Annotated in this window: 14 protein-coding genes; 2 read left to right on the forward strand and 12 right to left on the reverse strand. The window is 58.4% G+C overall.

Annotated elements, in window-relative coordinates; genetic code table 11:
* Positions 1-5: 5 nt before the first annotated feature.
* The 11 genes from ABS758_RS02440 to ABS758_RS02490 all read right to left on the reverse strand — a co-directional run bounded on the left by ABS758_RS02440 (position 6) and on the right by ABS758_RS02490 (position 12,271).
* The gene (locus ABS758_RS02440) at positions 6-1,103 is read right to left on the reverse strand and encodes a ribonucleotide-diphosphate reductase subunit beta (RefSeq protein ID WP_350380722.1); all 1,098 of its coding nucleotides are present in this window, start codon (positions 1,101-1,103) and stop codon (positions 6-8) included.
* A 78-nt stretch (positions 1,104-1,181) separates the two neighbouring features.
* Positions 1,182-3,686, reverse strand: a complete 2,505-nt coding sequence (locus tag ABS758_RS02445) for a ribonucleoside-diphosphate reductase subunit alpha (RefSeq protein WP_350380721.1) — start codon at positions 3,684-3,686, stop codon at positions 1,182-1,184.
* 297 nt (positions 3,687-3,983) lie between these two features.
* Positions 3,984-5,414 carry a 4Fe-4S binding protein gene (locus tag ABS758_RS02450; RefSeq protein WP_350380719.1) on the reverse strand — a complete coding sequence of 477 codons (1,431 nt, stop codon included), beginning with the start codon at positions 5,412-5,414 and terminating at the stop codon, positions 3,984-3,986.
* A 76-nt stretch (positions 5,415-5,490) separates the two neighbouring features.
* Entirely contained in the window at positions 5,491-6,348 is an 858-nt protein-coding gene (locus tag ABS758_RS02455; RefSeq protein WP_350380718.1) for an FTR1 family iron permease, read from the reverse strand.
* Between the two features lie 22 nt (positions 6,349-6,370).
* Positions 6,371-6,718, reverse strand: coding sequence for a cupredoxin domain-containing protein (locus ABS758_RS02460; RefSeq protein WP_350380716.1), 348 nt, complete (start codon positions 6,716-6,718; stop codon positions 6,371-6,373).
* Between the two features lies 1 nt (position 6,719).
* Complete coding sequence (locus ABS758_RS02465; protein ID WP_350380714.1) at positions 6,720-7,256, reverse strand: iron transporter; 537 nt, start codon at positions 7,254-7,256, stop codon at positions 6,720-6,722.
* A gap of 173 nt (positions 7,257-7,429) precedes the next feature.
* Positions 7,430-8,002: a polyhydroxyalkanoate synthesis repressor PhaR gene (gene phaR / locus ABS758_RS02470; RefSeq protein WP_350380712.1), complete on the reverse strand. Its 573-nt coding sequence runs from the start codon at positions 8,000-8,002 to the stop codon at positions 7,430-7,432.
* A 4-nt stretch (positions 8,003-8,006) separates the two neighbouring features.
* On the reverse strand, positions 8,007-8,744 hold the full coding sequence (gene phbB / locus ABS758_RS02475; protein ID WP_350380710.1) for an acetoacetyl-CoA reductase: 738 nt from the start codon (positions 8,742-8,744) through the stop codon (positions 8,007-8,009).
* A 13-nt stretch (positions 8,745-8,757) separates the two neighbouring features.
* A complete protein-coding gene (locus ABS758_RS02480) occupies positions 8,758-10,374 on the reverse strand; it encodes a PHA/PHB synthase family protein (protein ID WP_350380709.1) in 1,617 nt (538 codons plus the stop codon).
* Between the two features lie 137 nt (positions 10,375-10,511).
* A complete protein-coding gene (gene pgeF / locus ABS758_RS02485) occupies positions 10,512-11,309 on the reverse strand; it encodes a peptidoglycan editing factor PgeF (RefSeq protein WP_350380707.1) in 798 nt (265 codons plus the stop codon).
* On the reverse strand, positions 11,306-12,271 hold the full coding sequence (locus ABS758_RS02490; protein WP_350380706.1) for an RluA family pseudouridine synthase: 966 nt from the start codon (positions 12,269-12,271) through the stop codon (positions 11,306-11,308). Before ABS758_RS02490 ends, pgeF begins: the two co-directional genes overlap by 4 nt.
* Positions 12,272-12,350: 79 nt before the next feature.
* Here ABS758_RS02490 and ABS758_RS02495 point away from each other — a divergent pair, with 79 nt between their 5' ends.
* On the forward strand, positions 12,351-13,166 hold the full coding sequence (locus ABS758_RS02495; RefSeq protein WP_417251508.1) for an outer membrane protein assembly factor BamD: 816 nt from the start codon (positions 12,351-12,353) through the stop codon (positions 13,164-13,166).
* A gap of 28 nt (positions 13,167-13,194) precedes the next feature.
* Here ABS758_RS02495 and yoaA read toward each other — a convergent pair whose 3' ends face one another.
* Complete coding sequence (gene yoaA / locus ABS758_RS02500) at positions 13,195-15,231, reverse strand: DNA repair helicase YoaA (RefSeq protein ID WP_350380704.1); 2,037 nt, start codon at positions 15,229-15,231, stop codon at positions 13,195-13,197.
* 132 nt (positions 15,232-15,363) lie between these two features.
* Here yoaA and ABS758_RS02505 point away from each other — a divergent pair, with 132 nt between their 5' ends.
* Positions 15,364-17,736: a Tex family protein gene (locus tag ABS758_RS02505; protein WP_350380702.1), complete on the forward strand. Its 2,373-nt coding sequence runs from the start codon at positions 15,364-15,366 to the stop codon at positions 17,734-17,736.
* Position 17,737 lies beyond the last annotated feature (1 nt).

Here is a 17,737-nt window from a genome sequence, read left to right on the forward strand (position 1 = left end):
CAAAATTAGAATTCGTCGTCAAATACCACGCCCTCGTCGGTACGGCGCATCACACCAACCTTATAAGCCGCAATATCCTGCTCTTGCGGAGAAGCCTGGGTTTTGCTGATATTCAGCCATTTCTCCATGTACTTGAGCGGGTTGGACTGCGGAAACTCGTAGCGGTCAGTCTGGATACCCACAGTGTTGTAAACATCTTTGGCGCAATAGAGTGTCCAGGCTGCCAGACGATCTTCGTTCATGCCGACAAGCTCGCGCCCTTCAGAGAACAGGTATTGAATCCAGTCGAGCTCGCTGTCTACGACTTCGGTGATCAAGGCCTCGATTTCAAAATGGCATTGCTCAAAGGCCTTACGACCACGTTCGGTACGCAGCTCGTGCTGCAGCACTGCACGGTCGAGCTCGGCGTGGATCTCAAGCTCATCCTGGGCGATTTTCTGGATTGCCTTGCCGATGGGCTGAAACATGCCGGTATCGCAGATGGCAAACGTGACAGCAAATGAAGCCATGAACTGGATGCGTTCCATGCAGAACAGCGCCACTACCATCATGAACACCGTATTGTAGGTATCCTGATCGTTGGGAAGTTCGCCTAACGCATATTTGTGTGAGGCCGCGTAGCCTTCACCAAAGGCCTTGACGACCCGTGACAACCGGGTATGCGCCTGCTCGACACTGAGGATCTCGTCGATGATGGCTGAGGGGTCATCAAAGGAGTTGCGAACAATCTCGGAATAGGTAGCCGCATGAACTACTTCGTTGTCGGAGATGCGCTGCCAGGCCGCCCAGAGCTCGGATGAGGTAATAAACGGCGCCAGCACCGGTGCAATGGCGCGCGAGGCCACGCTGTCGGCTTCCCATTGCCACGCCAGCGTCTTGACCATCATGTCGTATGTGGCGCGCGGGCAGTTTTTGAAGTCGGCGTTGCAGGAGGAGTAGTCAAACTCGTTTTCGTCCCAATCGAGCGATTTCTGGGTTTTGTACAAGGACCAGATCTCTGGGTAGTGACGATTGATGGTGTCAAACAGCCCCTGCTTCTCGCCCAGGAACAGCAAAGGTTTGGCGTAATCCTGCTTGTTGTAGTTGAAGACGCTATCAGACATGATGTGGTTTCCAGAAGATGATGAGGCACACGCTGGCTGCACCACCAAGGGTGCCGCGCCAGCGCAACAGTATGTGGATTACAGGGTGCAGCCGCCCTCGCAAACAGGATCATCAGGATCGGGCTCGCCATGGGCAACTGCTTGTGCCTGTGGCAGGCTGATGCCGGATACAGCCAGTTTGACGAAACCTTGCGCCGCCGGGAAATCCGCTACTTTTTTCATGCCCGCAGAGGTTTTCTGGTTCATGTAGTACTTGGATTTCAGACCCATCTTGACCCGGTAGAGGTAGTTTTGGATCATCTCGGTGGACTCGATGCTGGCATCGCCAATGACCTTGCGGTAGAAGTCGGCGGAAATACCCTGGTCTGTCCACTTCTGGATAATCGCGTAGATATCGGTCATATCCTCGGTGGGGACATCCCAGGCGGATTCGTACCATTGGCTCAGGGCATCGCCTTCGGGGGCAGCCCAGTAATTCACCCGCTGGTTATCCGTCTTGATCATGGTAAGTTCGCGGATCGGATACACACCGTTGGTGGTGCCAGACGAGTTGGCCGAGGTTTCTGTGGGCATGTGCGCTGCCACCACCGAGTTGCGGATCCCTCCGTTGGCGATGATTTCAGCACGCAGGGCTTCCCAGTTGTAGTGATTTTTGAAATCGGCAATCTTGTCGATGTTGCGATTGTAGGTGTCGGTGGGCAGCCAGCCGTCCGGCCATTTGGTTTTGTGCATCCAGGGCGCATTGCCTAGTTCGCGGCCCAGCTGCAGGCTGGCCCGTACCAAATGATAATAATGTCGCTCGGCAATCCAGTGAATGAACTGCTTGCCCTCGGGCTCGGTGTAGCGCTTGTGGTTTTTGGCCATCAGGTGCGCCACACCCAGCATGCCCACACCCGCATTCAGACGCGCCTTGGAGGTTACCCCCACGTGCGGGAGCTCGTAGTCGGCCAGGTGAATGCATTTGTCGATCATCAACAAGGCGTAATAGGCGACTTCTTCGTATTGCTCATCGGACTCGATGTTGGAGACGACGATACCCGCCAGGTTGCAGGTGGCAACCTCGGGAGACGAACGGCGCTCGATGCGCGCAATGACGCGGCCATCTGACAGCACATCGCCCGCCACGAGGTCTTCGAGGTACACCGAACCGCGCTGAGTATCTACCGCACCGGTGCCAGGCTGCAAAGTGTGCATATGGCCGTCGGCATCGGCAAACTCGACAAAGGAGATATCCGTGGTTTGATAGAGCTCGGTAATGTGGTTGTACGGTGCCGTGGGCAGTGCAATCTCGGAACACAGATTAGAGCTGTAAATGGTGTTCTTGAACGGCGTGTGGCGGTTCATCTCATAGATGTTGTGTTCGTAGATGCGTCCGGTCTCGTTCCATTCGTTGATTGCGGTGATCAGGAGCTCGCGTGCATTGACGGTTTGCTTCTTGAAGGTGGGGTCTTGCTCGTATTTGGTGTAGAGGGCCTCGAAACGGGCCTCGTCATCGCTGTAGAGCGCATCGTAAAGATCGGGCGCCGTATGACAGTTAAACAGGAAGACGTCTTCGTTGCGCGCCACCTTGCGGGCAAAGAACCGGTTGCCACCCCACGAATAATCCATCCCGCGGATCTTGCGATCTTCGGTGGACATGGGGTTTTTCAGGCGCAGCAAGGTATCGACTTCAGGGTCGAAGATAGAGAAATAACTGGTGCAGGCACCACCACGGCCATTTTGCAGATTGGCCTTGATCTCGGCCACTACCGCACGCAGATAAGGCAGCTTGCCCTGGTGACGGATGACGCCCCCCCGGACGGGATCATTGACAGAGCGCGTTTGCAGGTAGGAACCAATACCCGCACTCATGTATGTCATGGTGTTGGCAATGTGATTGCCGACAGCAATCGAGCGGGCGGAGTCGCCCGACGCATACAGGCAGCAACTGGCGTACCCACGCAGCGGCGTACCCAGATTGATGTGATTGGGCGTGGGGGCGTTGATGCGGTTTTTGGAGAGATGCTCGTAAAACTTGGCCACGTCACGCATACGACGCTCGCGGGGCTGATTGACTGCCAGCGCCATGGCCATGCGCATATAAACAAACTGCGGAGTTTCGTAGTGTATGCCCTTGACGCGATCGGAGATGGCGTACTTGGAGCGATGCGTATGGATCTGATAGTGGGCGTATTCGAAATCACGTGTGTGATCGATCATGCCCTCGACCTGGAAGTATTCTTCTTCGGAGTAGTCGAGGAGCTCCATGTAGCCAAGTTTTTGCAGGCGCCGGTGCAGCGTGAGTACCGTGGGGAAAGCACCGTCACAGACGTCTTTGAGCTCTTTTTGTGCAAGCGCTGCATATAGCCGGCCTGCCATGCGGTTATACGACCAGGTATCGGCGTCGAGGCAGTGGCGAATCAGTTGTATCTGGAGGAACTCGGATGAGCACTCCTCGGGCATGTTGGTGACTGTTTCGAGCACCACGGATGACCAGTCGACGCGGTCACCCAGCGAGGTAGCACCCCATTCACCCCAGCCGTTTAATTTTGACGGAATGAATGGCTCTTTGCGTCCATCACGCTTGATAACGGTCTTGATCATGGGAGTAGTCTTCTTTTGTATGGTGGATAAAGAAAGTTGATGTCAGGCACGCCTACGCGACACCAAATCTTGTGTATATCCTACACGAAACACACCAGATGTTGTGCTTCAAAAATTGTCTCAAAGACACGCAAAAGGAGCCAAAAACATGAAAAGCAAGATGGGATAAGGCTTTGCAGACACGATGGTGCAGCAAATTTTTTATTTCCAAACGTTTCAGTTTGGCAGCCCTGAAAAAACGCAGCCAAGACAAAGGTTATCTTGACTTCTAAGGTGGCGTGGCGTCAATAAAAACGTTTACCAGAGTACAAAAAACAGCCACCAGGACCATAGAAAAGGCAGCAGGCCTGCGGCTACGGAAGCCACTACGCCCAGGCGACGCCCCAACTGCCGGGTACGCAATCCGGCCATACGCCAGACAAGTCGCAGGCTCCAGGCCAACGCCAGGCCCAGCAAGGTAAACCGCAAGGGATTGGCCCACCAGGTGGGTACGCCCTCGTGCTGCAGCAAGGTCAGTGTGGTGGCTGACAGGCCCAGAAACACGCCGATGCCAGCCAAGGGGATCAGCCCTTGTGCCAGCTTATGCACGCCCTCCAGGCGGCTACGCATCAGTTGGCCCACGGCATTGCGCACACCGGGCCGCTGACAGACAGGCAAGCAGCGGCTTGCCATCATCAGGCCCGCAAAAATGGCGCCCCCCACCACCAGCGCTGCACCAAAGATAAACACCAAAATGACAGCTCCATCGAGCCAGCTGAAACTGTCGTTGACCTCAGGGTAGTGAGTGAGCAGAAACCAGGGCGCGTTATCCACGAGCGGCCAATAGATGTCCCGGTTGACCAGCCAGGTGGCCGCGCCCTGCTTGAGCGTGACAAACCAGGGGCTGGCGCTCCATAAGAAAGCACCCACGGCCAAGCCCATCATGCCAAATACAATCAGCATGGTTTGCCAGCCGCTGCCTTCAGCGATATGGACGATTTCGACTTCAGGTGACCGGGGTGACAGCGTGATTGCACCCCGATAATCGCTGCAGCGCCCGCACATGTGACACTCGGCCGCACCCTGCATATGGCGCAGAGGCAAAAGCGGTGCACAGTTGATGGTTTCGGTACGCCGCACAGGGGCACGCCAGGCCTCGGCGTCCACCCGGTAATACCAGGGCGCCAGTTTTGCCAATGCATTGAAGACACCATTGACCGGGCACAGGTATTTGCACCAGACGCGTTTGTTGCGCCCGTACAGATAGCCCACAATCATCGCCGCAATGGTTGATCCCCCCAGGATGGCCGCCACCGCCCAAGGGTATTGATAAACGCTGACCAGCTGACCATAAATGGTGGTGAGGCTGAAGGCCACAAAGGGCCACCCGCCCCAGCGCATCCAACGGGGGATGGCACCACCCCGCCCATGCCGGCTGGCCCACTCGGTGAGTGTACCTTCGGGACAAAACAGCCCACACCAGGCGCGCCCCAGCAAGGGGATGGAAATCAGCACAAACGGCCACCAGACGCCCCAAAAGGCAAACTGGGCAACGATAGTCAGATTGTTGAAGACAGAGGCAGTGCGATCAGGCAACGGCAATACAGCCGGCACAATCAGCAAGGCCAGATAAACACCCACAATGATCCACTGCATGATGCGGATGGCCCGTTGGTGATCACGCAGAAAATCACCTACCCTGGCCACGCGCGTGCGCCAGCCGTACCCCCCGGAAGCAGCCTCTAGCATGTCACTCCCGTGCGCTGCAGTTCACGGCGCACTGCGCGCCCCCGGCGCCAGACCAACACCTGCCCCGCGTAAAACATCAGGATGACGCCGCGACTGATGCGTGGCTGGCACGCCGTGTTGGCGCAGGCGTCGAGCGACGCAACAATGCCAATACACCCACCCAGTACACACCCAGGACAAGTACCTGAGACAGCGCCGGATATGCCCGATAACCGGCGAAGTCGGCCAACACCTTGCCAAGCACACTATCGGTTGTCAGCCAGGCGCTGCTATCCCAGACAGGATCGATCAAGGTGGGTAGCACGCCAAGGGAAATCAGGCGATCGGTGGCAGACACCAGCAAAGCACCGGCCAGCAGCAACAACAGAATCTCGGTGATCTTGAAAAACCGTCGCCAAGTGATGATGCGCCCACCCAGCTGCAGGAGCCAGAAGGTGAATAACGCAACGAGAAACCCCGCCAACCCCGCCAGTGCCATTGATACCACTTGCCCGGCCTGTTGCGATGACAAAATGGTGCCATATAAAAACACCACGGTTTCACTGCCCTCGCGTGCAACGGCAATCATCACCAGTACCAGCAGGCCCCACCAGTGGTTTTGATCCAGCTGCTCTGAGGCACCGGACTCAAGCGCCCGTTTGAGGCCACGACCATAGCGGCGCATCCAGACCACCATTTGCACAACCAACCCACAAGCCACCAGAGCCATCAACGTCTGGAACCACTCCTGGCCGATATCCGACAACCAGGATGCCAGCCCCAGCAGGACCAGTGCCAGCGCCATGGCAAGCAGCAAACCTGCCCCCACCCCGCCCCACAGCCAGGGCAAGCCGCGACGCCCTTCGGGTGAGGCCTTCAGCCAGGCATACAAAATACCAATCACCAGCAGAGCTTCGACGCTTTCGCGCCAGACGATGAAGGCTACTTGTTCCATGAGACTGATCCTGACGGGGGATTCAAGGTTTGGGAAGAACGATCAGGGTGCCTTTCACCTGCGGATGAAAGTCATCAAAAAACGGATATTCGCCTGGCCGGGAAAGGTTTAAAACCACAAACGAGGTGACCCCCGGCCCAAGCACTTTCTCTTTGCGCAGGGGCAGACTTTCAAACTCGACGGCCTGGGTGCTTTCATTGACCAAAATGATTTTGAAACGCCCAGCGGGAACTTCCAGCTTTGAGGGCTGAAATGTACCATCAGACTTGAATGTCAGGGTATAGGCTGGCACCTCGGCCCGTGCAGCAGACAACGGTGCCAGGCAGGCCACCAGCAGTGCCAGACCTATCGCCATCCAACGGCTACGCATCTCAGTACCCACCCTTCTTGCCCGTTCCGGCAAAGACAAAGTCGTACTTCACTTCGAAGGTTTTAAACCACGGCGCCACACCGGTTTCTTTATCGACATGGCGGCCAAAATGATTGCTGGGCGCAGTTTCGGGTGAGCCGATAATAAAAGTGAGCTTGTATTTCCCGGGGCCCTCAAGCTTGACGTTGTCACCATAATGGGGACCATCATTGGCCACCATGGGCATCAGGTCGCCCTTCTGGATTTTGTCGCTGCCCTGCTTCTGGAGTACGTACTGAATATTGAGATACGGAGCCCATGCACCTTCGGGCAAGCCATTTTTGTTGTCGGCCGTCGCATGAATGTCGGCCTCAAGGTGAACGTCGGAATCTTTGGCGGCACGCATCATGCTGTCAGGTTGCATCTCGACGGGCTGCAGATACACTGCGGCCACTTCAAGACCATGGATTTCCTTGGGTTCGCCAATGGGGTACTCGGCAGCGATTGCCGATGTAGCCATACCCAGACCTGCCAACGCGATGAGCAACTTGCCAACCATATAAAAGACTCCGTAGTGATGAAAAGGAAGATAGTAAAGAGAATGATTCTCGTTATTTAACATCAAAAAACGGAGTATATGCAAGCACGAAAGGGGCTTGCAAAATAATTTTTTTGGCTGGCAAATCAGGCGCTGGCCATCCTGGCAACGCCTATCGTGCCATCACAGGATCTTTAGGGTTTCTTTTTTGAATCTGCGGGTGGTTGCCCTGGAAACGGGAAACCGGTGAACAGGTTGCGGGTTTGATCCTGCATTTGATCCTGCATCTGAACAAACACATTGCGGCTTTGTTCAAGGTAGCTGTTCATCATGTTTTGCAAGGCTGGGGTTTGCAGGTTCATCAGCTGGGCCCAGGCCTCAGGGCCAAAATGCTGCTGATATACATCCTGTGACTGATCAGTCATGCGATCCTGGATATCCATGAGCACCTGGATGTTTTTCTCGAGGAACGTGCCCATGACACCTTGCATTGCGTGCCCGTAAAACCGGATGATTTGCGCCAGAGCGGTGGCCGAGAACATCGGCACCCCGCCCGACTCTTCTTCGAGGATGATCTGCAGCAAAATGCTGCGGGTGAGATCATCCCCGCTTTTGGCGTCAACCACGCGAAAGACTGCGTGATCGAGCACCAGTTGCTTGATGTCAGACAGGGTGATGTACGCACTGGTTTGCGTATCGTAGAGCCGGCGATTGGGGTATTTCTTGATTAATCGCTCGGCAGGTTTGGAAGACTTGTTTTGTGGCATTTGTTTAACCCATGTGCAGGCCGCCGTTTAGGGAGAAATCGGCACCTGTTGCAAATCCGGCATCGTCAGACGATAACCAGGCAACAATCGATCCGATTTCCTCTGGGGTGCCCAAACGTTTGACAGGAATCGTGGCAACGATTTTCTCGAGGACATCCGGACGAATGGCACGCACCATATCCGTACCAATATAACCGGGTGAGACCGTATTGACAGTAACTCCCTTACTGGCGACTTCCTGGGCCAATGCCATCGTAAAGCCATGAATACCTGCTTTGGCTGTGGAGTAGTTGGTTTGCCCAAATTGCCCCTTTTGGCCATTCACGGAACTGATATTGATAATACGGCCCCACTGGCGATCCACCATGTCGTCGATCACTTGCTTGGTGACGTTGAACAGGCTGTTGAGGTTGGTGTTGATGACGGCACGCCAGTCGTCTTGAGTCATCTTGCGAAATACGCCATCGCGGGTAATCCCGGCGTTATTGACCAGCACATCCACAGGACCAAACTGCTCTTTGATCTTGATAAAGGCCTGGACGGTGGAGTCCCAGTCGGAGACATTGCCCACAGAGGCATTAAATTTGTACCCAAGGGCCGATTGTTGATGAAGCCATTTTTCGAAATCACGGCTGGGGCCACAACCTGCAACGACGGTAAAGCCCTCTTTGGCCAGGCGCTGGCAGATCGAGGTGCCGATACCGCCCATACCTCCGGTGACGTAAGCCAGTTTTCCGCTCATGGGATTCTCCTTTTTAGTCTGCTCTGACTGTGACATAGTGCCCGGGTGCGGGCTCTAGGATTGGATAGCGTTGATTGCCAAGCCGAACCGGCGCACGCCGCATCGGCCCCGAGTGCCCAGCCAGCCACTGCAGCCAATCGGGCCACCAGCTGCCTTTGGCATGTGTGGCGGACTCAAGCCACTCGGTGGGAGCGCTGGGCAAGACATCGACATCGGACGTCCAGTAGCCACGCCGACCGCGCTCTGGAGGGTTGACGACGCCGGCAATATGACCGGATTCTCCGAGGACAAAGCGCAACGGCCCACGCAGCAACAGCGTGGAGGCGTAAGCAGAGCCCCACGGCACAATGTGATCATCACGCGAGGCATATAAATAGCTTGGCATATCCAGCGTACGAAAATCGACCAACTGGCCACACACAGGCAATTGGCCTGTCTTGAGCCGGTTTTCGAGGTAGGTATTGCGGAAATACCAGGTAAAGAACGGGCCTGGCAAGTTGGTGCCGTCGGCGTTCCAGGCCAGCAAATCGAAAGCGCGCGGAGACTCGCCCATCAGGTAGTTGGCGTTGACGTAGTTCCAGACGAGCTCGGAGGGGCGCAGAAATGAAAAAGTGGTGGAGAGCTCTCGGGCTGACATGAGCCCGCCTGCGCCCAGTTGCTGGTCTCGGGTACGCGCATGCCATTCATCGACAAACACATCAAGGATGCCGGTTTCCCGAAAATCGAGAAATGTGGTGAGCAAGGTAAGTGCCGCCACCGGATCTTGCCCGCGCGCCCGCGCAACCGCCAGCGCAGTGGACAGCAGCGTGCCTCCTACGCAAAAACCCAGGGCGTTGATTTGCGGCTGACGGCTGATGTCGCACACCACCTGGATGGCTTTCAGGACTCCGTCTTCGATGTAGTTGTCCCAGGTCATGGTATCGATGCCGTCGGTGTCGTCGGGCCGCGGATTGCGCCAGGAAACCATGTACACCTGAAACCCCGCCTGCAGCGCATGGCGCACCAGCGAGTTGGCCGGCTGGAGATCGAGAATGTAGTATTTATTGATGCACGGGGGCACCATCAGCAAGGGCCGCCGGTGTACCTGAGCGCACTGTGGCTGGTACTGAATGATTTGCATCAGGGCATTTTGGTACACCACCGAGCCGGGTGTAATGGCCAGGTTCTGGCCAGGCACAAACGCGGTTTCGTCAGTTTGCGTAATACGCCGGCGATGAAGATCGTGCAGCAGGTTGGCCAGCCCCCGCTGAAGGGAGTCTCCGCCGGTACGCAACAAGGCCTGCCGGGCATCGGGATTGCTGGCCAGAAAATTGGAGGGCGCGGCGGCCTCGGCCCATTGCATGATTGAGAACTGCAGGCGCTCACGGGCGGAGTCTGCAACATCAGCAGATGCCGCCAGTTGCTGCAAGGCGCGCGTAAGAATCAGGTAGGCATGCGCAGAAAACAGGGCTTGGGGATCGTTGGCCCAGGCATCGGACGAAAACCGGCGATCAGTGGGCGGCACAAGCTTGCCCTGGGCCGTGGTTTGAAGAAGCGACTGCCAGGATTGCAGGAAATCAGCCTGAATGGCGGCGAGATGATCGACAGCAGCATGCGGGTTGGTCTGCTGTGATGAATCGGTAATTGCCATGACATCCCCCGCAAAGTGAAGCCGTGCTTCTTGATGTTGCTTTCAATCATTCTGACAGGCTGGATCAGGCCGTCAATCGGGGTAATCCGCGAGCATCAAGCCGTCTGGGCCCATCCTCATCGCTGCCAATGCAATGATCATACCAGCCAGGCAATGGTGGCCTGGCGCCCCGTCTGTTTCTGCCGCCGATACGAAAAATACCGATCTGTCTGCTGATAGGTGCATTCGCCGCTGGCTTCGATGTGTGCGACGCCCGCGCATTGCAGCCGCGCACTGGCCAGGCCCGCAAGATCAGCCAACCAGTGGCCGGGCCGCACGGACGGCATAAAACACTGTGCAAGCTGCGGATCCACTTGCAAAAACGCCTCACGGACTTCGGGGCCCACCTCGAATGCGCGGGGGCCGATGGCGGGGCCCAACCAGGCATGCCAGCCATGTGCATCGGGCGCCTGTCGGTGCATTGCCGCCAGGGTGTTTTCGAGCACACCCGCCACCAGACCACGCCAGCCTGCATGTGCCACGCCCAGTACGGTGCCATCGGCATCGGCCAGCACAACAGGCAGGCAGTCAGCCGTCAGGATGGCTAATGGAAGACCACGCTCACGGGTAATTGCCGCATCGGCGCAAGGACCCAATGCCGACACAAGTTGAACCGCTGCCGGGGGATTTGCAGTGTTGGGGACAGAGGCGCACCAGACCTCCGTGCCATGCACCTGATTAAGCCACTGGACGGACCCAGGCAAGGCCACCTGCAGACGAGCCCGGTTTTCCTGCACTGCAGACGGATCGTCGTGCACATGCAAGCCCAGGTTCAGGCTGTCCCAGGGCGCTTCACTGACACCGCCCGTGCGCGCGGTAGAGAAATACTGCACCCCTGACCACGGTGCTCCACTGACTCCATGCACCCCCGGGGCCCATGCCCGCAGTTTGCTCATGCACCCGCCCCCCAATCAATCTGCTCGCGCACCGATTCGAAATCGGCCGGCAGCTCGGCTGTGAAGGCCTGCCACTGGGCAGTCAGCGGATCCTGGAAGCTCAGCGCCTGCGCATGCAGCATCTGGCGCTGGGCGCCGCCCAAGCCACGGCCACCGTATAAGGTATCACCCAGCAAAGGATGCTTCAGCCACGACAGATGGACACGAATCTGGTGCGTGCGCCCGGTTTCAAGATGGCAAATGATTTCTGTGACGGGCTGCTGTTCGCACTGCCCGCTGGCCCGCACCTGATAATGCGTAACCGCAACCTTGGGCGCGATCGGCCTGTCGGCACTCATGCGCACGGGTACACGCGAATCCCGGCCAATGGGCGCGTCCACCCGTCCCGACTGGAGCACCGCACCATGCACCAGCGCGCGGTATTCGCGCTTGACCGTGCGTGCCTGCAACTGACGCACCAGCGCGGTTTGGGCGATGGCTGTCCGCGCCACCACCAGCAGGCCCGAGGTATCTTTGTCCAGCCGGTGCACAATACCGGCCCGAGCCACCTGAAGGAGCTCCGGATACCGGTACAAAAGGCCATTTAGCAAGGTACCGTGCCAGTTGCCGGCGCCAGGATGCGTCACCAGACCGGCCGGCTTATTGACCACAATCCACTGTGCAGACTCTGCCACCACCAGGAAATCGACGGGCTCGGGAGTAAAGGCGAGGTCTTCGGGCGCCTGCTGCGGCCACACCTGTATGTGGGCACCAGGGCCCACACGCGTGCGAATCTTGCCAACCACGCCATCCACCTGCACATGGCCTTGTTCGATCCATGTCTGCAAACGATTGCGTGAATGTTGCGGCAGCAGACCCGCCAGCACCTTGTCCAGACGATCTGGCAGTGCCTGCAAGGGCAGGGTAAAGTGTTCGGGTTCGTCGGAATCGACGTCGTCGGAGGCAAACTCTGTGTCAGACATGGCGACAAATCATATAATCTGCCGACAATGCTAACACCTTGATCAAGGATGCCCCGTGGCCGTGCATGCACTCGTTTCAATGAAATCCATGTCTTCTGTTGCTCGGCTGGCGCTTGCCGGCCTGTGCCTGGCGCTGCTGGCAGCGTGCAGTTCCACGTCGGGCAAGATCGACCCCACGGCAGGCTGGAGCGCAGAACGCCTGTACAGCCAGGCCCGCTCTGACATGAGCTCGGGCAACTGGTCAGATGCCCGCAAAAACCTCGAAGCACTCGAGGCCCGCTATCCCTTTGGCTTGTATGCCCAGCAGGCACTGATTGACCAGGCCTATGTCAACTGGAAAGACGAAGAGCCTGATCAGGCCAAGGCGGCCATCGACCGCTTCATGCAGCAATACCCCAATCACCCGGGTACCGACTACATGCTGTACCTCAAGGGCATGATCACCTTCACACCTCCCAGCGCGATTTTGTCCAATATTACGCGTCAGGATCCAAGCGAGCGCGATCCAAAAGGTTTGCGCGAGTCCTACGAAGCGTTCAACGAGCTCATCAAGCGCTACCCCGATAGCCGCTACACACCGGACGCACGCCTGCGGGCCGCCTGGCTGGTGAACACCATTGCCGAAAACGAAGTGCATGTGGCCCAGTACTACTACGAGCGTGGGGCCTATGTGGCCGCCGCCAACCGGGCGCAAACCGTGGTCACCGATTTTGAAGGCGCCCCGGTCGTCGAGAAAGCACTCTATCTGATGATGCTCAGCTACCAGAAGCTGAACCTGCCCAACCTTGCCGACGACGCCAAACGGGTACTGGATAAAAACTTCCCCGACAGCAAATATTACAAGCAAGGCCTGGACGAGCCCAAAAACTACTGGAACCCCGTCAACTGGCTATAGGCTGCAGGCGATAGGCGATAAGCCTTGCTTAATCGCCCACAGTAGCCGTGTCCGCCGTGGGAGTGTCGGGTACCCCCACGGCGGACACTGTGGCGTTACTTAACAGAGGTGGCCGGGCCATGAAACCAGCGGCCACGGAGGGGTCCCGGGTACGGGCAAACGGTGGCAGGCCCTGCCACAACAGACGGCCATACGGCTTATCCACCAGCCGGCCATCTCCCACCATCAGCACTCCCCAATCCAGCTCCGACCGGATCAGGCGCCCTGCCCCCTGCTTCAGCAACAAGGCCGCTTGCGGCAACTGATATTCCATAAAGGGGTTTCCACCCTCAGTTCGGCAAGCGTTTAAACGCGCCTCCAGCACAGGATCATCCGGGGGAGCAAATGGCAATTTGTCGATGGCCACCAGGGTAAGCGCGTCTCCTGGTACATCAATACCCTCCCAGAAGCTGGTGCTACCCACCAGCACGGCATTGCCGGCAGAGCGAAACCGCTCCAGCAGCACACCACGGGTGGCCTCTCCCTGGCGCATCACCGGCCGGTCGGACGACAGCATCTCGCGCAGGAGAAAGTCGGCAACGCGATCGACGGCCCGCAAGGTGGTGCACAACACCAGCACCCCACCCGCGCATGCATCCACCAGGGGAAGCAAGGATCTTGCAAATGCGTCGATATACCCGGGATCATTGGGCCATGGCAGGTTTTGCGGCACATACAGCAAGCCTTGCGCCGGATAATCGAAAGGCGATTCCCAGTGTTCCGTATGCGCATCATGCAGCCCCAGCTGGTGCTGGAAGTGGCTGAAATTGCCGCGTACCGACAAGGTGGCGGACGTTAACACCCAGGCCTGTTGCGGCTTGCGAAACCCAGAGAAAATACGGGCCACCGACAAGGGTGCCCGATGCAAGCGCACCGAATGCAGGCTGTGCTCAATCCAGCGTACGGCCGCATGATCCGCGGGCTCGGGCTCGCCACGTGCCGGCTGGGTCCATTGCAGCAAGCGCGCCCGCAGGGTGCGTGCCACCCGGGCTGCGGCGGCGAGATCCGGATGGCGCTCTTCTTGCGTGCCCAGGGCTTCGGTTACCACATCCAGCGCTTTGCCCAAATCTTGCAGGGCCGCATCAAATGCATCCGCATCTGGGATTTGCTCGAAGGTGGCGCGGCTACCCGGCATCTTGCTGACAGGGGCACTGATCAGACGAAACGCTTTGGCGGCCGCATCCAGCGCCTGGCAGTGCTCAGACCAGCGCATGGCCTCGCGGGCGTGCGCCAGCCCGGCTGCCTCGGTTTGCCGCGCGCAATCCAGAATTTGATGCAAGGACACACTTTGACCCAAAAAACGGGTAGCGGTTTCTGGCAGTTGATGGGCCTCGTCAAATACCACCAGGCGTGTTTCAGGCAGGAGATCAGCGATGCCTTCTTCGCGCAGGGCCAGATCCGCCATAAACAAAGCGTGGTTGACTACCACCACATCAGCTTCCTGGGCATGGCGCCGGGCCTTGAGTAAAAAGCACTCGCGCACAAACGGGCAGTCTTGCCCCAGGCAGTTTTCACGGGTGGAGGTGACGCGATTCCAGATGTCGGCGGTTTCCGGGACAGCAGGCAAATCCGCTTTGTCGCCAGTGTCTGTTACCTGCGCAAACTGGCGGATTTGCCGTAGCAAGCCGATTTCATCCCGGGATTTCAACCCGCGATCATCCTGTTCGAGACGCTCGAGATGGTAGTGACAAACATAATTGCTGCGCCCCTTGAGCAAAGCCACATCCACCGACATCGACAAAGCGGCCCGCAAGCGCGGAATATCCCGGCGAAACAGCTGATCCTGCAGTGTCCGGGTACCGGTGGACACCAGCACCTTATCCCCCGACAGGAACGCGGGCACCAAATATGCCCAGGTTTTACCGGTTCCGGTGCCGGCTTCTGCGATCAGTACGTCGCCCGCCTCGAGGGTTGTCTGGATGGCGTCGGACAGGGCCAACTGCGCCGGGCGCGGCGTGTAGGCTGGCAATTGACTGGCCAGGGGGCCATCCGGGCCAAATACCTTTGAAAGATCTGGGGAGGACATGAGCGAGGAGAACAGGCGTTAAGCCAGTGATACAAGGAACCGTTGGTCCAATGATACGCTGGAGGGATTCGGGGTTTATGCCACAGTATGGCAAAATGCGCCGCTTGATAGCCTTTATTTTAGGACGTCCGGATGTCCACTGCTGCCCTTCCCTCTACCGACCAAGTCGACCCTGCCCGCATTTTGCGTCTGCTGACCGCAGAGCTGGGCGCCCGCCCCGCACAGGTGGCCGCTGCGGTTGACCTGCTGGACGCCGGGGCCACGGTGCCCTTTATTGCTCGTTATCGTAAAGAAGCCACCGGCGGGCTGGATGACACCGTATTGCGCCAGCTTGAAGTGCGCCTGCTGTATATCCGCGAGCTTGAAAGCCGCCGGCTGTCCATCCTGCAGTCCATCGAGCAGCAAGGCAAGCTGGACCCGGCATTGCACGACGCAATTCTGGCTGCCGACAGCAAGCAGCGACTGGAAGACCTGTACGCCCCCTATAAACCCAAACGCAGGACACGGGCACAGATCGCCCGCGAAGCAGGGCTGGAACCCTTGGCAGAACAGCTGCTGGTTACCGCCGACGCAGACCCTGAAACGGCAGCAGCCGCATTTATCAACGCAGACGCAGGGTTTGCAGACATCAAAGCCACCCTGAATGGCGCCCGGGATATCCTTGCCGAGCGTTTTGCCGAGCAGGCCGTGGTGCTGGAGGCCCTGCGCGCGGAACTCTGGAACACCGGCCGGCTGTACGCCAAGGTGGTGGCCGGCAAAGAGCAGGAAGGTGAAAAATTTCGCGACTGGTTTGATTTCAGTGAAACCCTGCGCACCCTACCCTCGCACCGGATCCTGGCCTTGCTGCGCGGACGCCAGCAAGGCGTGCTGGATCTGCATCTGGGGCTGGATCCCGAACGCGATGCCCTGGTACCCCACCCCTGCGTGGTACGCATCGCCGAGTTGCTGGCGCTGGACGCCCGCTTCGATACCCGGGCCACTGCGCGCGAGCACTGGCTGGCCGAAGTCTGCCGCTGGACGTGGCGGGTCAAACTGCTGACCACCTTTGAAGCAGAACTGATCGGGCAGCTAAGAGAAGCGGCAGAAGCCGAGGCCATTCGAGTCTTTGCAGCCAATCTGAAAGACCTGCTGCTGGCCGCACCGGCCGGCCCCAAGGCGGTGCTGGGCCTGGATCCCGGCATCCGTACCGGCGTGAAGGTAGCCCTCATCGACAGCACCGGCAAGCTGCTGGATACCGCTACCATCTATCCGTTTGAGCCGCGCCGGGATGTCGAGGGCAGCCTGAACACACTGGCAACGCTGATCCGCCGCCATCAGATCCCTTTGATCGCCATCGGCAATGGCACGGCCTCACGCGAGACCGAGCGGCTGGTGGCCACCTTGCTGGAGCGCCACCCCGAGCTTTCTTTTGACCGTGTGGTGGTCTCCGAAGCAGGTGCGTCGGTGTATTCGGCCTCCGAACTGGCGGCGCACGAGTTTCCCGAACTGGACGTCAGCCTGCGAGGCGCTGTATCGATTGCCCGCCGCCTGCAAGATCCCTTGGCTGAACTGGTAAAAATCGAGCCCAAGGCCATCGGAGTAGGCCAATACCAGCACGACGTCAATCAGCGCGCATTGGCTCACTCGCTGGATGCTGTGGTTGAAGACTGCGTGAATGCGGTGGGCGTGGATGTCAACACCGCCTCTGCCCCGTTGTTGACACGGGTATCAGGCCTGAATTCTGGCCTGGCACGCAATATTGTCCAGTGGCGTGAAACCCATGGCGCATTCAGCAACCGGCAGGCCTTGCGTGAAGTTCCCCGCTTTGGCGACAAGGCATTCGAGCAGGCCGCTGGCTTTTTACGCATCCCCGGGTCGGACAATCCGCTGGATGCCTCGGCTGTGCACCCCGAAGCCTACCCGGTGGTCGAGCAGATCGTGCTTAAGGCCGGTAAACCGGTCTCCGAGCTGATGGGTCAGGCACAATCACTCAAGGGTTTGTCTCCGGCTGATTTCACTAGCGAACAATTCGGCCTGCCCACCGTCCGCGATATTTTTGCCGAACTGGAAAAACCAGGCCGTGATCCGCGCCCGGCATTCCAGACAGCACACTTCAAGGAAGGCATCCACGACATCAAGGATCTGCTGCCGGGCATGACGCTCGAAGGCGTGGTCAGCAACGTGGCCAATTTTGGGGCATTTGTAGACATCGGCGTGCATCAGGATGGCCTGGTGCACGTCTCTGCCCTGGCCGACAAATTTGTGAAAGACCCCCGTGATGTCGTGCGTGTCGGCCAGACCGTGCAGGTTAGAGTGCTGGAAGTGGACGTCGCACGCAAGCGGATTGCACTGAGCATGCGCAAAGATGATCCGGAACAGCGTGGGATCAGCCACCCCGGCAAGGCCGGCCCAGGCCGCGCCGCTGGCCGGCCTGGCGCCGGCCGCCCCCAAAAGGCCGAGCGGTCGGCCACAGCGCCCCAGGGGGCAATCGCGGAGGCCTTCGCCCGGTTGCGAGGCAAACCCTAGT

Source organism: Castellaniella sp. FW104-7C03 (assembly GCF_040276085.1).
In the GTDB taxonomy this organism is placed as follows: Bacteria; Pseudomonadota; Gammaproteobacteria; order Burkholderiales; family Burkholderiaceae_B; genus Castellaniella.